Here is a 19,606-nt window from a genome sequence, read left to right as displayed (position 1 = left end):
GATCTGCTGCTCGTAGAACCCCAGCCACTTGCCCCCGTCGAAGGAGGCCACGGCGAAGACGCGGCCGGGGTACCCGTACACCGCGACGAACCCGACTCGTCGCCGATCATGGTCAGCGATCCGGTGAAGCCCTGGTCGCCCAAGGTCTCCACCGCGCGCAGGCCTGCCGGCGAGGCGTCGACGACGACAATGCGGCACTGGCGCCGCAGGACCTCGACATCCGTGTCAGCCGACATGGGGCACGCCACACCCTTCGTCGGCTCATCGGAGTTCGAGTATGGTCTGCACCGGGCAGACGGCGGCTGCCTCCTCCACCCGGTCACCTTTCGCCTCGTCGAAGCGAAAGCGGAACAGGAGCGCTTCGTACCCGCGCAGGGAGAAGACGTCCGGGGCGAGAAAGACGCACTGCGTGAATCCCTGGCACCGATTGAGATCGACGACAAGCCTCATGTGGGACCCGCTCCCTGCACGGGCCGCGGTGGCCGAGCCCCGCAGCCGTCTGCGCTCGGTCCATGTGGTCGGTGGGCATGCCTCACCCTCACCATCGACCCCCCGGACGGTTCTCGCAAGGCGAAGGGGTGCTGGGCCATGCCGCCGCCGTCGATGTCCCAGACGGCGCCGGTGCCCCAGTCGGTCTGGTCCGACAGGAGGAAGGCGATGGTTGCCGCGACGTCGTCAGCGGTGCCGGTCCGGCCGAGAGGGTGGAAGGTGTTGAACCCGTCGAGGGCGCAGTCGACATCCGTCGGCCGCAGCCACCGATCCCGACACCGCCTTCCCCGTCACTCCCGGGCACGAGGTCGCCGGTGTCATCGCCGAACTGGGCGACGAGGTCCAAGGCTGGGCGGTCGGGGATCGCGTGGCCGTCGGGTGGTTCGGCGGCAGCTGCGGGCACTGCGCGTTCTGCCGGGCGGGCGACGTGGTCCACTGCCCCGAACGCAAGGTGCCCGGTCTGTCCTACCCGGGTGGTTGGGCCCAGAGCATCAACGTGCCCGCTGACGCGCTCGCGCGCATCCCCGACGAGCTCGGCCTCTTCGACGCGGCCCCGTTCGGCTGCGCGGGCGTGACGACCTTCAACGCCGTGCGCAAGGCGGGCACCAGTGCGGGCGGGCGGGTCGCCGCGTTCGGGGTCGGCGGACTGGGGCACCTCGCCCTCCAGTTCGCGGCCGAGCTCGGCTACGAAACCATCGCGGTCGCCCGCGGCGACGACCGCGAGGAACTCGCCCGCGACCTCGGCGCCCACCACTACGTCGACAGCACCGGCCGGGCGTCCGGAGCCGCCCTGAAGGAACTCGGCGGCGCGGACCTCATCGTCTGCACCGCCTCTTCCACCGCCCCCGTCGATGAACTCCTCACCGGCCTCAACGTCCACGGACAGCTCACCCTCGTCGGCGTCGACGCCGGATCGCCGACCGTTCCGGCAGCCCAGCTCGTCATGAACGGCCACACCGTCACCGGGCACCTCACCGGCGGCGCGCGCGAGACCCAGGAGGCGATGGAGTTCGCCGTCACCAACAACGTGCGCCCCATGATCGAGCGGATGCCGCTGGGGCAGGCCGGTGAGGCCGTGACCCGGCTACGCTCCGGGGCTCCCCGCTTCCGCATCGTTCTGGACCCCGCGGGCGGCAAATGATCAGGCCCGCCAGGCCGTCGCCCCGGATTCTCCCTGTCACTGCGGGCGGGCCACGGGATTCGCACACGCCCGCACCGCTCGCCCAGGATTCGACAAGGCCGTCACCACCCAGCTCGCGCAGCTCTTCGGGCCGGCCGCGGCCACTCCCGACATCCTGTACGTGCAGAACTGGAACACTGAGCTGCCGTCGCCGCCACCGCCTACCGCCGATGAAGCCCGTGAACCACGAGACCTCCGTGCCGGACATCACCGTCGACGGCACCGGCCTGCTCTGCGTCACCCTCCTGATGCGCCTGGGCAAGGAGATCGACGGCGCCGAGCCGGGCAGCGTGGTCCACGTCGTGGCCACTGACCCGGCCGCCCCGCTCGACCTGCCCGCCTGGTGCCACCTGACCGGACACCACTACCTCGGTCCTGCTCCCGGCGACGATCGGCCCGTCTACGCCCTTCGGCTCTCGGTCAACGCCCGCCCAACCAAGGCCGACGCCCCTTGGTGGCCCACCGACGCGTGAAGGTCGTACGCGAGGGTTCGGGTCCGCGTCGCCCGCTCATTCGCTGTTCGGCGATGGTGGCCGGGGCCGAACCGGCGCCCTTCGCTCTTCCGGCGATCCGCGGCTTCTCCGGAGTGGGGTACCGGCCGGGAGTGAGGACAGCACACGTCCGTCCTTGGATGCTGTTGTCTGCTGACGCGCTGATGTCAGTATTGATGACACGTCGTTACGCCCTCCGAGACCGGTTCCGGCTTTGCACCGCGGGTCGTTTCCTCGCTGGTTGGCCCCGCCCTTCTTGTGTCCTGCAGCGCGCACCTACGGCGTGAAACCGCAGCTGATGTCGAGCCGTCACCCAATACGACACGAAGAGTTCAACCTCGTCAATTGCATTTGCATGTTGACACGGCCGTATACGGTGACACCTGCCCGCATCGCAGCAAGCAATCGCTACCAGGAAGGAAACAGCTGTGCCCATTTCAAGGTGGTGCCTGATGGCCGCTGCTCCGGTGCTCGGACTGTCAATTGCCGGATGCCAAGCCTCCGCGTCCCCAAGTTCCCAGTCTCAGGGCAACGAGGGAGGGGGCAGCTATGAAGTCATCCATCTCCACGGGGAGATGACACAGAGCAAGAGGCTCGAGAACGGAGATCATGCAACCGGAGTAGGCAACCAGGTTCTCATCACCGAAAAACTCGTCCGCAACGGGAGCAAGGACGGCTTCTCCGCGACAAGGTGCACCCAGGTCGGGGGGTCGTTGAATCCCAGCGCAGAGAAACCGAACACCCAGCTGTGTTCAGGGGTTTACAGCCTCGGGAGCGGGCAGCTCAGCTGGCAAAATACGCTCGCGGTTACGAGCCAGGGGACTCCACCGCCATGGAAAACCGCTATCACCGGTGGCACGGGCGCGTACGCAAATGCTCGCGGCTATGTTCTTGTCAACGGGGCTGCGCGAGACTACACCGTTTATCTCGTTCGAGCGTCCTCCTGAAAGCGCGAGGCCAATTGTTCCTGACCTTCAGAGCGTCGGCACGGCGTGAGCGTGTAGCGGGCGCCCGATGAGGGAGTCGTGGCCACCTTTCCGCTGGCACCGATCTTGATCCGGTCCCGCAGGCCGGCACCGACCAGAGCGTTGTGAACGGTGATGAGTCCCTCGGTGAGCGGACTGCCCAGGTGGTCGGAGAACTCCAGCGGTGCGGAGCCGGTGCCACCCTCCGCTCCGTCCACGATGATGAAGTCCGGTGCGGTGCCCTCTTCGAAACCGCAGCCTGAACCCGGCGAACCTATGTGGCCACAGCGCCTAGCCGAGGGGATTCCAGTTGAACCAGCCTCGGGAAGTGTCGTAGACGTTCGTGGGTTCGTCGCAAGTCTGGGATGTCGAGATCTGCAAGGCGACGGCATCCGCGCGCGCCGCATAGTCGTCCGACAGAACCACCAAGATCAGAACCGAAGACAGCATGAGCACGGGAAGAACTCGTCCCCGTCGTACGCGTGAGATGACCAGTGCTGCCACGGACAGCACGAGGCCGGCCATCAGGAGCCACCGGTTCACGCCTGCTTCCCGGTCGAGTCGTTTGGACAGCTCTACAAGGTCATCGCAGAGTATGTACGTCTCCGGTCCACCGAACAGCGACAGACAGCGTTCCAGTACTGCGGCCAGCACGATGAACATCCCAAGGGCCGGCAGCAGACTCGGATCTCTCTCCGACGCCGACTCCGTCCTGACCTGCCGCGCAACCCCCATTGCCCCTACCCTTCGACTGTCCGGCGGAACATCCGGCCGAGCGCAGAGATTACCGCCCCATGTGCGTCGGGGCGCGGTTGCCCAACTCGGTGAACCTGGGCGGTCAGAGCGCTACTGGACTTGATTGGGTGATGTCGGGTGCGCAGGTCGCGCGGACACCTGATGGGAATGCGCTGGCCCAGCTCTTTTCAGCCTGCGAGAAGATGATCCTTGAGGTCATGGCATGGACGACAGCGAGTGCTGCTGACACGTGAGCGTCAGGGCGAACAGCGCGCCCCCGCCGGGCGGTGGCGCGACCGCCGTGGATGGCGCATCCCACATCCGCTACGGATGTCAGACCAAGCGGACGCAGGACCGCCGGGCGGCCCCACCCTCACGGGAGTGCCGCCCGGCGGTCGACGGTGTGGCCTGGGGCTACCGCACGTCGTAGGCCCGGGTCACGATCTGGGTGAGGGAGTTGCCGTTCGCATCGGTCAGTTCGGTCTTCAGGGTGACCTGCTTGCCGGAGGCACCGGCGTGGTTCACCGTCGCCGCCCAGGTGCTGTCGTGCTCGGCGATGGCTGCCTCGGTCCAGGTGGTGGCGCCGTCGTAGGGGTACGAGAGCTTGGCGCACCGCAATCGCCGGGTGCGTATCCGGCGTGGCCGATGATGGCCAGAGTGCGATCCTCGGCGGGCCGGTCGGTACGCACGGTCGATCGGTGTGCCTCGCGCGCGTCGAGGAGGACCGTGGTGTCCTTGGCGATCTCCAGCTGCGGACGGGCGGCGTACGTCGAGGAGTTCACCATGGGGCTGTCGCTGTCCGGCGTGGTGATGAAGGAGGACAGGAAACAAGGCGGTGGGCTTCCGGCCGATGCCAGAACACACCGCAGCGTCCTCCGCCGGGGTGGACAAGGGGAGTGGGCTGGGTTTGTCCAGTCGTTACGGGCGTAGGTGTCCGGTGCCGATGAAGTCGGTCCGGTGCGATCCGCTCACCTGGGGGACTGGATCGGATGGCAATCAGGCTGTGGCGAGGAGCGCGCTGATGTCACCTGCCGGGGAGGTTCCGTCTCAGAGCGCGGTGAGGCGGGCGATCGTTCCGATCTCGAGCGCGGTCCAGATTGCGCCGTCGGGTCCTTGGGCGATGCCGTGGGGTTCCGAGGCCGGGCTGGGGAGGTCGTGTTCGTCGATACGGCCGTCGGGGGTGATCCGGCCTATACGGTTGGCGCCCCACTCGGTGAACCAGCAGTTTCCGTCGGCGCCGGTGGCGATGGCGTGGGGGCGTGACGCGCGGTCCGGCAGGGCGAATTCGTCGATCTTTCCGTCCGGCGCGATCCGTCCGATCTGACCGACTCCGATCTCGACGAACCACATGGCGCCATCGGCGCCCGCGGTGATGCCTACTGGGGCGCCGGCCGAGGTGGGCAGCGGGTGGACGGTGACGTCGCCGTCGACTCCGATGGCGCCGATCGCGTTCGCCTGGTTCATGGTGAACCACAGTCTGCCGTCCGAGCCGGCGGCGATGGCCGACGGGAAAGCTCCCGAGAGCGGGAGAGGGAACTCGGTGACATGACCGTCGGGTGTGATGCGGCCGATGCGGTCGGCGTTGGCTTCGGTGAACCACAGCGCGTCATCGGGGCCCGTGACGATCCCGAACGGCCCGGCGTCCGGGGTCGGCAGCGGGAACGAGACGACGTCTCCGGTCGTGGTGATACGGCCGATCCGGTGGCTGCGGAACTCGGTGAACCACAGCGCGCCGTCGGGCCCGGCCGTGATGGTCGACGGTCCGCTGGCAGCCGATTCAAGCCGGTAGGAGGTGACATGACCGTCGAGGGTGATCCGGCCGATCCGCCCGTGGTGGACCATGGTGAACCACAGTGCGCCGTCCGGTCCGGCGGTGATTCCGTAGGGTCCGGCCTCCCGGTCGGAGACGGAGAACTCTGCGATCGCAACGGTCGGACGCCGGGGCATGGGCGGACTCCTTGATCGGTGGAGGGGGGAAGCGCGACTGCGGATGCTATCCGGGCCGCGGCGCCCGCGCCCTCGAATATCCCCGGCCGGAAGGGGACTCAGCCTCCCCGGGACGAGGCAGTCGCCGTCGTCCGCGTACGGAATCCACGAAGGACAACTCGACGTAGACCGGGGCCAACCCCATCGATACAGCCTCGCTCCCAGCCATCAACTCTCCCAGCCGGCTCGCCTCGCAGGGCTAGTTGCGAGGGCACGTGACCCCGGCGGACTGAGTTCGCTCTCAAACGACTCGATCGGATGACGACGAACGGTGGGCAGATACAGGTCTGGTCCCTGGGGCACGAAGGCCGACCGTTGTCTCGGACGATCTGGTCGACGCAGGTCAGCGAGGGGCTGACCGCGCCCGGAGGATGAAGGGAACCCCTTCTCAGAGCACAGGGCGTCGAGCCCCCGAGGGACGTCGCTGATGTCGATGCCCGTGACTCGGTGCCCGACCGCGGTCAGCGCGCAGGCCGCCGGGACGCCGGTCCCGCAGCCCACGTCGAGGACCGTGCTCGAACCGGGGATCCCCAGCCGGCCCGACGCCAACGCGACGGGGCCCCTGAGCGTCGTACGGCTCAGTGCGCCGAGCCGTACGACGTCACGGTCCCTGTTCCTTCAGGGCGTCAGATGCCCGCCGTCAGCGTTTTCAGCGCTGCTCGCCCTGGCCCATGCCGATACCGGTCTTCCAGGACGTGACGAACACACCGGACTTGTAGATGTCGGTCGTGCCGGGGAAGAGGAAGCTTGTCGCGCGGTTGGTCCCGTCGGGCATGGCGAGCGTGAGGCCGTTGACCTCCCGCTTGTCCGCTTGTGTATCGGGTGCCGAATAGAAGATGGTCGCGTGCAGCGGCGAGTCGGAGCGCAGCACGAGAGTGCCGCCGCGGCCGTTGATGGAAACGGGGACCTTCTTGGTCTCGTCCGGCGGAGTACTGACGGTGATCAGCGGGGTGTCGCTGAGGCTGCAGGTGATTCCGTCGTGGGCGAGCAGCGTGAGGTCGAAGCTGCGCTGGCCGAGCCCGTAGGAGTAGCCACCGAAGTAGAACGACACATTGTTGGTGGTGCAGGGCTGGACCGCCGCCTTGGTGGCGGTGGTGGTGGCGCTGGCCATGCCGGAGCCGGCCAGGAGCGTGGCGGACAGCGCCGCCGCGACAGCCGTTGCCCGAGTCCTTCGACGCATGGGGACGGGTCCTCTCTTTTCTCGTCGGTGGAAGAAGCGGATCAGAACGCGCCGAGGCCGTGGGGCATGCCGATTCCGGTCAGCCCGTCCCAGCCTGCGGCGGCGTTGCACAGCGAGTGCCTGATGCCGGGGTACTCGGCGCACTGGTGGAAGTCCTCGTTGTTCCCGCTGGTGATGTCCGTGAAGTCGGACGACGGGGCCTTGTAGAGCGTGCTCGGGCCCTGCACGGAGGCCAGGTGTCCGGCACGGGCGTACAGGCCCGCGATGTACGGTGCGGAGGCGCTCGTACCGCCGACGATCGTCCAGTCGTTGGGCTCGCCGCTGCTCGGGGCGTCGGTGTCGTAAACGGCCAGGCCGGTCGCCGGGTCGGCGTCCGCGGACACGTCGGCGGCAGCCCGGTGGTGGCCGCATGCCGCGGTCACTGAGGCGGGCTGCCCGTTGGCGGCGGCGAAGTCGGTCTCGCATCCGCTGCCGGCGGCCCACCAGCCAGTCGCCGGGCCGGTGGCGGGCAGAGTGACGCCGCCCACGGCGATCACTGAGGGCAGGTTGGACGGCCACATCTGATGGATGCCGCCGTTGAAGCCCTCGTCCCCGGTGGAGGCGGTGATCGCAACGCCCTTGTGCTTGAACGCCTTGAGGTCGGCACCGCTCGTGTTGGTCACGTCCGCCGTGTAGCCGTAACTGATGCTGACGGCCGAGGCGTTGGCGGCCACCGCAGTGTTGACTGCCTTGGCGAAGTCGCCGGTGGAGACGTCGTTGTCGTCCTCGCCGTCCTGCCAGGGCACGGAGATTTCCACCAGGTGGCAGGTGGGGCACGCTGCGGAGGCCGCGTCGAGGTCGAGTGAGGTCTCGAGGGCGAGATCCTCTTCGAGGGCCGCTCCGGCGCCCTTCTTCTGCGGCGCCGGCTGTTTGCCGCCGGTGTAGTTCTCCAGGGTGAGGCAGCCGGACGCCGTGTCGCAGGCCGGCAGACCGTAGGCGGAGCGGTAGGTGGCCAGGTCGGAGGCGAGGGTGGCGTCGACGCCCGCGTCGATGATCGCGATGGTCGCCGTGCTCTTCGACGTGGCGGGCAAGCCGTACGCCTTGGCCAGGTCGCCCGGACCGTAACCCGCGGGCGCGGCCGCGCGCAGGGGCGTAGCGCTGCCGGTCTTCTCGGTGACGACCCGGGCCCCGCACTGTGGGCAGACGGTGCGCACGCCGTGCCCGGCCAGCAACGACCCGGACCGCACCTCCTGGCGCAGCCGGGCGACCGGTTCGCCACTGTCGGCGACAGCGGCCGACTTGGCGGTCACGCCGCCCGACGGCGCAACGGCGACGGCGTAGGAGGAGGCCAGTGCTCCGACCACCAGGGTGGAGGCCACCGCCACGACCGCCAGTTGGCCGGCCAGTCGGCCCCCATCGGCCGTGCGTATGACCGGCCGTCTCCCTCTTGCTCTTGTTCGATCCACAGATTCCCAAATCCTCTCTGCGTCCGGCTTGTTGGGCGCGGACGCTGCCCACAGCGGCCCCGGCGTCCGCTGACGCGGAGTGCCGGGACAGCCGTGATGCGATGCATCACACGAGTGGGATCACTCCCCCGCATCGAACAGTTCTTCGAATGGCTGAAAATTTACCTGACGCCAAGTCATGGATGGCCGGGCATGTCTGCCGCTGGCCAGGGTTACGCAGTCGAAGGAGGCGACCAGGAGTGACTCAAACGGGCCCGGGCGGCCTCGACTTCGCCCATGCAGTCGTCGCCGGTCCCATGAGCATCGTCGCCGAACCTGGCCCGCTCGTCCCCGCCACCGGAGATCACCCGGGCCGACGGCAGCACGCACATCCTCGGGGTCGGCGCTTTCCGGCACTGCGACCCCCTCCACCGCACCTGGCGGCGGATCTGGGACGGCCCCACCTAGCTACTTGTCGCGGGGCTGGACGTTGTCGGCGCAAGACGACGGGCGGGGGCTCGGTTCGAGGGGTGGGCGGTATCTCCGATCGAGGTACTGATCGAGGGTGGCCAGGATGTCGTTGACTGGGCCGAAGCTGATCATGGCGGTTGTGCCACCCGCGATCTCGCCGCGCAGGGGGAAGAGGGCGTCGTGCGCTTGTGTGGCGAGTGATTCGTCCTGGACCAGGATCGCTGTATGTGCGTTGACGGCCCAGAGCGAGTCATACAGGTGGTCAGCAGGGGGTCTGGGCAGGATGGCGGCCGCCTCACGGGCCGCTGCGAGGTTGCCGCAGGCGAGGTGGAGGAGGGGCTGGACCCAGGGACGGTAGGGGCCCCAGTCGAGGTCGGGGTCCGTTGGCACGGGACGCTGGTGGCGCAGCCGGAGTGAGAGGAGCGCGAGCGGGAGGATGCCGGCTTCCACCCCGGGCATGCCGGCGCCGGCGAGGTCGGTGGCTACGGTGCGATAGGCATGAGCGACCTCGGCGGGGTCGTCCGAGCGTTCTGCCAGCTGCATGGCCCGGAAAGCGGCGGTGAGAACGTGCACGAGCGGGGTCTCGTGCGTGGCGGCGAGCCGCTCGGCCGCCACGACGTGCCGTTGCGCGGTCTCGGTGTCGCCGCGGGCCGCGCAGACCTGGATCTTGATCAGACGGCCGAGGATCTCGAACATCGGGAGATCATGCCGGGTGGAGAGATCGATGAGCTCGCCGGCGATCACGTCGCGTTCTCCGGTGCGCCCGGGGCGCTGGAAGGACTGTACGAATCGGGCGTTGAGCGCGAGTACCAGCACGCTGGGGTCGTGGAGGTCTCGGGCAAGCCGCTCGGCCTCGGTCGCAGCCTCGGCGGCCCAGCGGTCTCGGGTTCCACGATGCTCCAGCCCGATGGTGGCGAGGAGGCGTGCTCGAAGCGCGACCGGAGCACATGGCCCCAGTCGGTCCAGAGTGCGCCGGGTGGTCGCGACCAGGGCCTCGGACCGTCCGGGATCGTCGGCGCGCGTCCAGATGGTGGGGACGTCGTACGCCGCGATCACGCGGGCCGTGAGGCCGGGGTCTTCGGTCCCTTCTGCTTCCGCGGCGGCCGCGGCGCGTTGCTCTTGGGCAAGTACCAGGTTGGTGCCGCCTGTGACCGCGGCGGCCCGGGCGACGGTGCTCATCGAACGCAGCCGGGTGTAGGTCCCCGTCGCTTCTGTGCGCGTGAGGAGGCGCAGCCGGTCCTCGCCGCGAGGGGCGGGCGTGAGGTGCGGAGCGCGCCGGAGGATGTCACGTTCGAGATGGTCGAGGCTGTCCGCCGATTGCAGTCCGAACCGATCCAGCAGCCTGGCACGCGCGTCACGCAGCGAGGCCAGCGCGTCGACCTGGCGGCCGGCTTGGCAGAGAGCATGGGCGAGCAGAACCCAGGCATGCTCCCGCCAAGGGTGTGCGGTGGCGAACGCCTCCAGCTCCGGGACGAGGGGCCCGCCGCGTCCGAGGTCGAGCATCGCTCGGGCGCGCAGCTCGACGGCTTGACGGTGCAGTTCTGTCAGCCGGGCGCGCTCTGGCGCCAGCCAGGGCGAGGCGTCGAGGTCTGCGTACGGCTCGCCCCGCCACGACGACAGCGCTTCGCTCAGCGCACAGGCGGCCTGGCCGCTGGGGCCGTCGTGCTTGGCCCGAAGGGTGTCCTCGAACCGGTGGGCGTCGACGTGTTCCCGTGGAATCCGCAAGGCGTATCCGGTGCCGACGGTCTCGATGGTGTGCGACCGGGTTCGCGGAAGACGATCGGGTTCGAGGGCGCGGCGGAGCTCGGCGACGAAGGTGCGGACCGTCCCGGCCGCTGCGGGCGGGGGGTCCTCCCAGAGATCATCGACCAGCACCGGAAGCGGGACGGCCCGGCCGCCGGCCGCCACCAGCCGTCCCAGAAGCTCGCGGCGACGCCGGCTGCCCACCAGTACCGGGTGGCCCTCGGCATCCGTGACCTCGATCGGCCCGAGCACCTTGACGAGGATCTCCATGTCGTCATTGTCGTCGGTTTCGGTCTGCTGCTGATCCACTGCTGATCCGGCTCTCGGATCATCCCTGTCGTGCATGCATCCGTGCATGCATCCGTGCATGCATCCGTGCATGCATCCGTGCATGCATCCGTGCATGCATCCGTGCATGCATCCGTGCATGTGCGGCAGCGACTCACGAGTCTGGCAGAAGGAGACGACAACAATGGGCATCAGCATTCCGGGGTTCGATACCCGGTCGATCGGTGTGGGTGACGGCGTCGAGCTGAACGCGGCAGTCGGTGGAGAAGGAACGGCCGTTGTGCTCCTCCACGGCTTTCCCGAGACCCACCTGATGTGGCGGCATGTCGCTCCCGTCCTGGCCGAGCACCACACTGTGATCTGCCCCGATCTTCGCGGTTATGGCGCCAGCAGCAAGCCGGAAGCGGTCACCGAGGACACCTACTCGAAGCGGACGATGGCCGCAGACATCGTCGGCCTGGCCGACGCACTCGGGTTCGACCGATTCGCGCTGGTCGGGCACGACCGGGGTGCGCATGTTGCCTTCCGGGCCGGCCTTGATCACCCGAGTCGGATCAGCCACCTGGGAATCCTGGACATCGTTCCCACTCTGGACACCTGGAACGTCCTCCGCGGGGTCAGCGCGGCGGTGGCCTTCCACCTGTATCTGATGGCTCAGCCGCCCGGCCTGCCCGAGCGGCTGATCACGGGCAGCGCCGACGCGTTCTTCGGCCACTTCCTCGACGTCTGGTCGAGGAGCTCCGACGCGATCCCGGCGGAAGTGCGCGCCCAGTACCTTCGCGCATGCCGGGACGCCGTTCCGTCGATCGTTGCCGACTATCGTGCCACCGCGACCGTCGACATCGAACATGACCAGGCCGATCTCGACGCCGGCAACCGGCTCACCATGCCGGTGACGGTCGTCCAGCAGGACTGGGGCCGACAGCTGGGCTTCGACGCCACCGCGACCTGGCGGCCGTGGAGCACCGACCTTCAGCACTTCACCACCCAGGCGGGCCACTTCATGGCCGAGGAGGCTCCGGAGGACATCGCCACGCTGATCCTGAACCTGGTGAAGCGGTGATCCTCCCGGACAGGCCGGTATCGGCCGCAACTCACCGAAGGCTCTGACGCGCTCCGCGCGACGGGCCGCCGTGACCCAATCCAACGCCCCGGTGACCGTGGACGGACGACGAAGACTCATCGAGCGGGCGGTGTCCCGCGGCACCGTCATGGAGCGGTCCCTCTTCGCAGGTCAGAGCATGAGACGTCCCAGGATTCCTGCACCGGACTCCGAACGCTGGATTCGGCAAGTGCTCCTGTCGCAGCCTCAATTGCACGCAGACAGCGGCCTGGTCCCATCCGATGCCGCTCTCACCACACCGTGACCGAAGACCGGGAGGCATTCCCATGACAAGTGCGCGCAAGATCATTGCTGCAGCCGCCGCCGTACTGGCGATCAGCGCAGGAACCACCGCAGCGGCCGGTGCCGCCTCCGCTCAGGTGGCGCCGACTCAGGACTCCATCCACGACAGTCAGGCGGCCGGCTGGCACCATCTGTGGGGCCCGACGAAGATCACCGCTTCCTACCTCAACGACCATGGCAAGAAGTGGGTGTCCAGGTCGTTCGACGCCCACTCGGCGCGGGTCATCGGCGCCTTCCGCTGCTGGAACGGCGGCGACCACAGCAAGGCAAGGCTGCGGATCTACAACGTCGAGACGCACAAGTGGATCGGCGACAGCGGCGCTCAGCCCTGCGACTGGACGATGAACTACGTCCAGAACGTGGGCGGCTACCGGGACGGTCAGCCGCTGCGGTTCGTCGTCACGTCGGTCGGCAAGGCGCACACCACCGAGGTCGGGGCGTTCGGCGCGCAGTGACCTTCCATGCCGTGCCCGTCAGAAAAACATGCAGCCCATATGGGAGAAAGGACAGATCATGAACGCGCGCAAGCGTGCCGCCATCGCAGCCGCCGGAGCGGCAGTGGCACTCGGAGCCGGCATCACCTGCGCGGGCGTCTCGCCGCTCGCCCAGGCCCAGACCGCACAGCCGACCGCACCGGCTTCGGCCTCCGGTCCGTTTCGGATCCACTCCTACGCCGGAGGCGGCAACAAGCAGACGCCGATCATGTGGGCGAACCACTCCGCTCAGATCTGCTACAACGCATGGGGGTCGCACCTGAAGGACGGCTACAACCTGTACCTGCACGCCAGTTCGGGTATCAAGTGGACAAGCCCGAGGTACTACGGCCCGAAGCACAAGACGTGCAGCCCCTGGAAGTCTTTCCGAGGCAACTTCACCGGGATGCTGCTCGCCCGTCCGAACGGAGGGGCCAGCGTCTACGCCGACGTATGGCTCTACTACAACTGATCACCCCCTGCCCGCGGTCCACGTCCGGGTCCGCACGAACGAGAGTTCCGTGACGCCGCACGGCGCGCAGGATCGGGTGGCCCAGGTGGAGTACACCCCCCGGGCCACCCGACACCATGGCCGGTCGAGGACCACTGGGCCAGGCTGTGCCGGCTCGACGGCGGCCGCGAGGACGCTCGCGGCACGGCGTGCTCGTGTGAGCCCTGTACGCGCCCCCGGCCCGGCGGGAAGACTTCCTTGCCACGGGCATGTGGCCAGAACGTCACCCTCCGCCTTTGCCCGGCTTCTTCAGGAAGGCAGGTCGGTCGCTGTGCTGTTGCGTCTGCCCACGTCGTTGTCCGAAGCGCGGGAATGTCTGGCCGAGGGGGCCCTGCCCATCGGCGGGGCAACGCTCCTGTGGGCCACCTTTCAGCGGGACGGCTTCCCCGAACTCGCGATGTCTCTGCGCGACCTGCCGGAGGCCAACGTTCTGGGGCCCGAGACCGTAGGCGGCGCGGTCGTCCTGAACCGCGTCGACGACCGCGTACCCGATGTGCTGCGTCTGGCGGCCGGTACGGTGGGCACCGGGGCCGTTCGGCGGACGGCGACGGTGGGCGGCAACCTCGCCGGCAGCACGCTGCGCTGCCTGCTGCCCGCGGCACTTGTCCTGAACGCCAGAGCGACCGTCCTGGAGTCCGACGGTGTCCACGAGACGGATCTGGCCGAGGTGACCGCCAAGCGTCCCCTGCTGCTCAGCCTCCGCTGGCGCACTCCTATCGCCTCCGCCTATCGCAAACTGCCCTCTCAAGCCGGCGGACCGCCACCCCTCGTCGTAGCCTCGGCGTTGCACGCCGACGAGGACACGGGCGTCCGCCTCCGTGTCGCCGTACGCGATGGCTACGACGTGCTGAGCGGTGTCACCGCCGCTGATGCCGACACCGAACAGACCTTGCGCGCATTGCACGGAACGGCTCTCGGCGACCTGCCGGCCGCCGCCTGGGAAGCCGTCCGCCCACAGATCATCGGCCTGCTGGGGGCGTACGGTCACCTCTGAGGGAGCGGGCGCAGCGACGGGCGGCCAAACCGCTGCTCACCGCCTGCCAGGACGAGCGCAGGCTGCCGGACGCCGAGCCCATGCGCTGCCTTCACGAGCTTCACATGGCGGAGTCGAGGGTGTGCCCCCATGCGTCCACGGTGGTGATCACCTGGAAGTGGTTGAGGTGGAGGTGAACGGGATGGTGGAAGTCGGTGACGAACCGCCACAGCTCGGTGGTGCCGAGCCGGACGGTGGCCAGGGGCCTGCCGGGCTCGTACGGGCGGCCGTTGATGGTCCAGCCGGTGGACCGGCCCGCCGCTGAAAGTGGAACGGTCGGATCGCCGCTGCCCGCTCCGGCCGCGGGGCGGGTATCGCGGACAGCCGGTCCGGTATGCGCGAGTCGCCGGCCGGTGGCCGCGCGGTGGAGACGGCGAAGCACATGATGTCCGCCGTGCTGCCACTGCCCAACCGGTTCACAAGCCGCACGCGGGTGCCGGGCCGGTAGCGGGAGAAGTCGACGATCACGTCGAAGCGTTCGGCGGGGGCGATGTCCAGGGTGTCGTGCGCGAGGGGGCCTTTCCAGCAGGCCGCCGTCGCCGCCGATCTGCACGAGACCGCCACCGCCCGGCGGCTGGGGGTCAAGTGCCAGACGGTAGCGGCGGGCGTTGGAGGCGTTGAGCAGGCGGAGGCGGTAGCGCAGCCGCTGTGTCTCCAGCACCGGCCAGGGTGCCCCGTTGACGAGGAGGACGTCGCCGAGGACGCCGTCCATGTACGGGCCGGTGACACCAGGTGTGTGTTGGACCGCGTCCAGGGCGGGGTACCGGAAGGACCCGTCGGCGGCGAAGGTCCGGTCGGTGATCATCAAGGGGATGTCTCGTTCACCGCGAGGCAGCGGCAGTGCCTCTTCCTCGTCGTCGTGGACGAGGTGGAAGCCGGCAAGGCCGTGCCAGACGTTCGGGCCTGTGAAGCCCATGCGGTGGTCGTGGTACCACAGGGTGGCGGCCCGCTGCTCCATCGGATAGGTGTACGTCCGCTCGACCGGGGCGTCGTCCCGCGATCGGGCCGCCTCGGACATGCCCGGCATCCCTGCCATGCCGTCGCCGTGGGAGGCCGTGCCGCTGCGCGGCAGGATCAGCGCGGTCGGATAGCCGTCGCTGCCGTAGGGGGTGTGACCGCCGTGCAGGTGGACCACGGTCGGATGCGGCAGTTCGTTGCGGTGCCGCACCACCGTCCTTCGGCCCGATCGGGAGACCAGGGTCGGCCCGGGGAAGGTGCCGCCGTAGGTCCACGCGGTGGTCTCGAGCCCGGGAAGGATCCGCAGACGCGCCGTCTGCTGGATGATTTCGTACACATCAGTCGTGCCGCTGGAGCGCGCGGGCGCGAGCACCGACGGGACGGGCAGCGGCACCGCGTACGGCCGCGGCAGGGGTGCCTGGCTGCGCAACAGCAGCCCTGGCTGACCCGGCGTCAGCACCCCTCCGGCCATGGCCCATCCGCCCGCGGCGAGCGCGCCACCGCCCAGGGCAGCAGCGGCGAGCAGGCGACGCCTGGCGATGCCCCCGGTCATACGCGCTCCTCAAGGGCACGGTTCGGGCCTGCTGAAGGGCGCCAGGCCCAGACGAGCATGAGCACGGTGCAGGCGATGATCGGCACGCCCAGCGGGACGTGTACGGCCAGCACCCGCGCGTACCCCATGGCGATCCGGACCCGCGCACGCGCGCAGCACTGTTCAACGTCCGAGAATTCGGCGGAGGACGCCGGTCAGTTCCTCTTCCCCGTCTGTTGGCCCGCTGTCCGTCCGCCAAGCGACGAAGCCGTCCGGGCGTACGAGGACGGCACCGTCCGGTGTCGTGCCGTGCACGGTTGACCAGTGGGGGCCGTCGCCGGTGTCGAGATCGTACGCGGCGCCGCTGCCGATCAGGTAGCCATCGAGCGGCACGTTCAGTTGTCCGCCCGCCGTCCGGGCAGCCTCGCGCCAGTCCGGACGTCCGCAGAGCAGGACGAAGGAGCGCTCGTACAGATCGATGGTGGAGACTGTCGCTCCGTTGCGTGTCACCCACATGTGAGGTGCGCGAGTGCCGGGGTCGGCGGACAGGTGCAGACGATCGGGGATGGTCGGTGCGCCGGCGTCAGCACCGACCACCGCTGCGGAGACGTACCGGTATCCCAGCGCCACCGTCATCGGATCGATGGAGCTGTCCGCCGAGGGCCTGGCGGTGTAGCCGGAGCGCTCTTCACCGGGGGCCCGCAGGATTGCCTGCACACTGGTGGCCTGTGCCACCGGACGGCGTTCGGATTCGTAGCTGTCCAACAGCCTGTGGCCCGCCCAGCCACGCAATACCGCAGCGAGCTTCCAGACGAGGTTGTGTGCATCCTGGATACCGGTGTTGGCGCCGAATGCCCCAGTCGGCGGCATTTCGTGTGCCGAGTCACCGATGAGGAACACCCGTCCGTCTCGGTAGCTGTCCGCCAGCCGCTCCGACGCACGCCACGGTGCCTTGCCGGTGATCTCGACATCCAGATCACGCACTCCGGCCGCTGTCCGGATGTGCTCGGCACACCGGTCGTCGGTGAGGTGTTCCACTGTCTGTCCACGCTCGGGAAACCATGGCAGCTGGAAGACCCACTGCTCTTTGTTGTCCACGGGCTGCAGCAAACCCTCGCCCGACGGGTTGGTGATGTAGCACAGGATGAAGCGCTCCTCCCCGACCACCTCGCGAAGCTTCCTGCTGCGGAAGGTGATGCTGACGCGGTGGAACAGATCTCCTGCTCCCGACTGCCGGATGCCGAGCCGCTCACGCACGGGGCTGCGGGGGCCGTCAGCAGCGAGCAGGTAATCCGCGCGCACCGTACGGGTCTCACCGGAATCCGCGCTCCGCACGACGGCGTCCACACCATGGCGGTCCTGTGAGAAGGACACCAGCTCTGTACTGAAGCGCACGTCCCCACCGAGATCCCGGGTGCCTTGGAGCAGTACGGGTTCGAGATCGTACTGGCTGCAGTCACACCGGACCGTCGAACACAGATCGGCCTCGGGCGGCCTGCCGGTTATCGGCGTCTGGAGCCATTCCCGGTGTTCCCCGTGCAGGGTGTCCACGCGCAGAATCCCGCGGTTGTGAGACAACGCGCCCGCCGCTTTCCGGATCTCGGGCTCAAGGGCCGCGGTCCGGAACAGTTCCATCGTCCGCATGTTGTTGCGGCGGCCGCGCGGATGCGTCGACAGTGCGGCATGGCGTTCAACGACACGGTGCTGAATCCCAAGACGCCCGAGGAACAGGGATGCGGACAACCCAACGAGCGACCCCCCAGCAATCAGCACAGGCACATACTCATCTCCATCGTTCATCGCGTGTTCTCCTCTGCGGTCTGCAGCGCTGCGCCCCTGCCGAGGTCTGCCTGCAACCCTTTCTTTTCCTTTTGCCGCATGTTGGCTGGAAATACCCGAGCAATCACCTGGATGCCGCAGTAGAGCCGGAGTCAACGATCCCTGGGGTGTGCCGACCGCTTACAGACAGACCCCGGACACCTGGGACGGTGCGCTGCAGTCGATCAGCGTCACCGCTCCTTCCGTTCGAGGGCCGGGCGCAGTGCGTCGACGATCAGGTCGAGGAGCCGGTCGACCTTCTCCGGCGAGTCGATCGCCATGGTCGAGAGGAACACGCCGAGGAGCATCATCGTGACGTCCTCAGGATCGACGTCCGAGCGCAGCGAACCAGTCTCTGCGCCACGGCGCAGCATCATGGCGATGGCGGCCGTGATGCGTTCCCGCGTCGCGGGCGTGGCGATGCTGCCCGACGCCCAGCCCGCACGCAGCGTGTCGGACAGGCCGCGCTTGATCTTGAAGAACGCCGCGTACCGGGTCATCCATGCGCGCAGTGCGGCTGCGGGCTCATGTTCGCCGAGAAGCGCCGGCGCGCTGGACACGACCTCGTCGAGCTCGGCGGAGTAGACGGCCTCCACGAGCGCCTCACGGGTCGGGAAGTGCCGGTACAGCGTGCCGATCCCGACGCCGGCCGCGCGCGCGATCGCGTCCAGCGGAACGGCATCCGGTGTCGCGGCGAAGGCGTTCCTGGCGGCGGCGAGGAGTCGGTCGCGGTTCCGCCGTGCGTCGGCACGTTCCGGCCGACCGGGCGCTGCCGCGCTGCGGCCGGTGGCCGCGGGTTCGGTCTCAGACAAAACGGAGGGCCTCCGGTTAGTGCTACGGTGAAACGGAGAGACTCCGCTTCGCCCATGGTCCCACGTGAAGGAGAGAGCCGATGGCTTCCCCCGCCCGATCTCCTCAGGTCACCGCCTCCGGCGCGGTGCGCGCCGGCGGCTCCGGACGGCTCGCGGGCCGTACCGTCTCCCGGATCGGCTTCGGTGCGATGCAGCTGGAGCGCCTGCGAAGCGACCGCAAGGCCGCGATCGCGATACTGCGTCGCTGCATCGAGCTGGGGATCGACCACATCGACACCGCCCAGTTCTACGGCCACGGCTTCGTGAACGAGGTGATCCACGAAGCCGTCCGCCCCGAGGACGATGTCATCGTGGTCAGCAAGGTCGGCGCCGAACCCGACCCCGACGGCCCGCTCCCCCTCCGCCTCGCGCAGCGCCCCGAGCAGCTGCGGGCCGGCGTCGAGGACAACCTCGCGGCCCTCGGGATGGAGCAGATCCCCCTGGTCAACCTGCGCCGTACGGACACCGGCCCCGGCCTGCGTGCCGAAGGGGACCAGGTCGTCGCCCTCGACGACCAGCTCGCCGTGATGACCGCCCTTCGCGACGAAGGCAAGATCGGCGCGATCGGCCTCAGCAGCGTCTCCCTCGACGTCCTGCGCAGCGCCCTGCCCGCGGGCATCGCATGTGTGCAGAACGCCTACAGCCTCTTGGCCCGCGACGATGAGGAGATGCTCCGCCTGTGCCTGGAGGAAGGCATCGCCTGGGTGCCGTACTTCCCGCTCGGCAGCGCCTTCGACGGCATGCCGAAGGTGACCGACGAGCCCGCCGTCATCACCGCCGCGCGTGAGCTGGGCGTCACACCCGCCCAGGTCGGACTGGCCTGGCTGCTGCACCACGCCCCGAACGTGTTGCTGATCCCCGGCACGGCCGACCCCGATCACCTGGAGGCGAACGTGAGGGCGGGAGCGGTCACGCTCGACAAGGCAACGCTCTCCGTCTTGGACGCCGTCCCGTCCCGCTCAGGAGACATCGCGCTCGACTAGAAGGTCGATGAAGATCTTGGTGAGGGGTTGTCTGGTCGTGCGGCCGGATGGCCCCTACGGTCATGTGCCGGCCGGCGCGAGGTGCCAGGTG

General features: G+C 68.8%; 18 protein-coding genes and 1 pseudogene. 7 read left to right on the top strand and 12 right to left on the bottom strand.

Annotation, left to right across the window (positions count from 1 at the left end):
* Positions 1-261: 261 nt before the first annotated feature.
* A complete protein-coding gene (locus tag ACFY2Z_RS38340; RefSeq protein ID WP_390748623.1) occupies positions 262-450 on the bottom strand; it encodes a ferredoxin in 189 nt (62 codons plus the stop codon).
* Positions 447-752: an SDR family oxidoreductase gene (locus tag ACFY2Z_RS38335; RefSeq protein ID WP_390748644.1), complete on the bottom strand. Its 306-nt coding sequence runs from the start codon at positions 750-752 to the stop codon at positions 447-449. Before ACFY2Z_RS38335 ends, ACFY2Z_RS38340 begins: the two co-directional genes overlap by 4 nt.
* Before the next feature lie 56 nt (positions 753-808).
* Between ACFY2Z_RS38335 and ACFY2Z_RS38330 the strand changes: the two genes are divergently transcribed.
* Both ACFY2Z_RS38330 and ACFY2Z_RS38325 read left to right on the top strand, forming a co-directional pair.
* Positions 809-1,630 carry a zinc-binding dehydrogenase gene (locus ACFY2Z_RS38330; RefSeq protein ID WP_390748643.1) on the top strand — a complete coding sequence of 274 codons (822 nt, stop codon included), beginning with the start codon at positions 809-811 and terminating at the stop codon, positions 1,628-1,630.
* A 209-nt stretch (positions 1,631-1,839) separates the two neighbouring features.
* The gene (locus ACFY2Z_RS38325; RefSeq protein WP_390748622.1) at positions 1,840-2,142 is read left to right on the top strand and encodes a sulfurtransferase TusA family protein; all 303 of its coding nucleotides are present in this window, start codon (positions 1,840-1,842) and stop codon (positions 2,140-2,142) included.
* Between the two features lie 1,042 nt (positions 2,143-3,184).
* Here ACFY2Z_RS38325 and ACFY2Z_RS38320 read toward each other — a convergent pair.
* The 7 genes and pseudogenes from ACFY2Z_RS38320 to ACFY2Z_RS38290 all read right to left on the bottom strand — a co-directional run.
* Positions 3,185-3,370 (bottom strand): annotated as a pseudogene (locus ACFY2Z_RS38320) (glutamate synthase-related protein); the annotation flags it as partial.
* Between the two features lie 46 nt (positions 3,371-3,416).
* Positions 3,417-3,788: a hypothetical protein gene (locus ACFY2Z_RS38315; protein ID WP_390748647.1), complete on the bottom strand. Its 372-nt coding sequence runs from the start codon at positions 3,786-3,788 to the stop codon at positions 3,417-3,419.
* Positions 3,789-4,274: 486 nt separating this feature from the next.
* Entirely contained in the window at positions 4,275-4,478 is a 204-nt protein-coding gene (locus tag ACFY2Z_RS38310; RefSeq protein WP_390748621.1) for a hypothetical protein, read from the bottom strand.
* A 429-nt stretch (positions 4,479-4,907) separates the two neighbouring features.
* Positions 4,908-5,807, bottom strand: coding sequence for a virginiamycin B lyase (locus ACFY2Z_RS38305; RefSeq protein WP_390748620.1), 900 nt, complete (start codon positions 5,805-5,807; stop codon positions 4,908-4,910).
* A 688-nt stretch (positions 5,808-6,495) separates the two neighbouring features.
* Positions 6,496-7,026, bottom strand: a complete 531-nt coding sequence (locus ACFY2Z_RS38300; protein ID WP_390748619.1) for a hypothetical protein — start codon at positions 7,024-7,026, stop codon at positions 6,496-6,498.
* Positions 7,027-7,067: 41 nt separating this feature from the next.
* Positions 7,068-8,390 carry a peptidase S8 gene (locus tag ACFY2Z_RS38295; protein WP_390748618.1) on the bottom strand — a complete coding sequence of 441 codons (1,323 nt, stop codon included), beginning with the start codon at positions 8,388-8,390 and terminating at the stop codon, positions 7,068-7,070.
* Between the two features lie 528 nt (positions 8,391-8,918).
* Entirely contained in the window at positions 8,919-10,934 is a 2,016-nt protein-coding gene (locus tag ACFY2Z_RS38290; RefSeq protein WP_390748617.1) for a BTAD domain-containing putative transcriptional regulator, read from the bottom strand.
* A 202-nt stretch (positions 10,935-11,136) separates the two neighbouring features.
* Here ACFY2Z_RS38290 and ACFY2Z_RS38285 point away from each other — a divergent pair, with 202 nt between their 5' ends.
* The 4 genes from ACFY2Z_RS38285 (at position 11,137) to ACFY2Z_RS38270 (ending at position 14,335) form a co-directional block, all read left to right on the top strand.
* Positions 11,137-12,015: an alpha/beta fold hydrolase gene (locus ACFY2Z_RS38285; RefSeq protein WP_390748616.1), complete on the top strand. Its 879-nt coding sequence runs from the start codon at positions 11,137-11,139 to the stop codon at positions 12,013-12,015.
* A gap of 326 nt (positions 12,016-12,341) precedes the next feature.
* A complete protein-coding gene (locus tag ACFY2Z_RS38280) occupies positions 12,342-12,812 on the top strand; it encodes a hypothetical protein (RefSeq protein ID WP_390748615.1) in 471 nt (156 codons plus the stop codon).
* A 58-nt stretch (positions 12,813-12,870) separates the two neighbouring features.
* Positions 12,871-13,302 (top strand): hypothetical protein, encoded by a 432-nt coding sequence (locus tag ACFY2Z_RS38275; RefSeq protein WP_390748614.1) that lies wholly within the window; start codon positions 12,871-12,873, stop codon positions 13,300-13,302.
* A 310-nt stretch (positions 13,303-13,612) separates the two neighbouring features.
* On the top strand, positions 13,613-14,335 hold the full coding sequence (locus ACFY2Z_RS38270; RefSeq protein WP_390748613.1) for an FAD binding domain-containing protein: 723 nt from the start codon (positions 13,613-13,615) through the stop codon (positions 14,333-14,335).
* Positions 14,336-14,435: 100 nt separating this feature from the next.
* Here the strand turns inward: ACFY2Z_RS38270 and ACFY2Z_RS38265 are convergent, their stop codons facing one another.
* From ACFY2Z_RS38265 to ACFY2Z_RS38255, 3 genes are all read right to left on the bottom strand, one after another.
* A complete protein-coding gene (locus ACFY2Z_RS38265; protein WP_390748612.1) occupies positions 14,436-15,884 on the bottom strand; it encodes a multicopper oxidase family protein in 1,449 nt (482 codons plus the stop codon).
* Positions 15,885-16,046: 162 nt separating this feature from the next.
* Positions 16,047-17,663 carry an FAD-dependent oxidoreductase gene (locus tag ACFY2Z_RS38260; RefSeq protein WP_390748611.1) on the bottom strand — a complete coding sequence of 539 codons (1,617 nt, stop codon included), beginning with the start codon at positions 17,661-17,663 and terminating at the stop codon, positions 16,047-16,049.
* Positions 17,664-17,872: 209 nt separating this feature from the next.
* Positions 17,873-18,493 (bottom strand): TetR/AcrR family transcriptional regulator, encoded by a 621-nt coding sequence (locus tag ACFY2Z_RS38255; protein ID WP_390748610.1) that lies wholly within the window; start codon positions 18,491-18,493, stop codon positions 17,873-17,875.
* A gap of 80 nt (positions 18,494-18,573) precedes the next feature.
* Between ACFY2Z_RS38255 and ACFY2Z_RS38250 the strand changes: the two genes are divergently transcribed.
* Complete coding sequence (locus tag ACFY2Z_RS38250; protein ID WP_390748609.1) at positions 18,574-19,515, top strand: aldo/keto reductase; 942 nt, start codon at positions 18,574-18,576, stop codon at positions 19,513-19,515.
* The last annotated feature ends 91 nt before the right edge of the window (positions 19,516-19,606 follow it).

This window comes from Streptomyces sp. NPDC001222 (genome assembly GCF_042896945.1).
GTDB classification, from domain to species: domain Bacteria; phylum Actinomycetota; class Actinomycetes; order Streptomycetales; family Streptomycetaceae; genus Streptomyces; species Streptomyces gibsoniae.
This window is presented reverse-complemented; position numbering and strand designations above follow the sequence as displayed.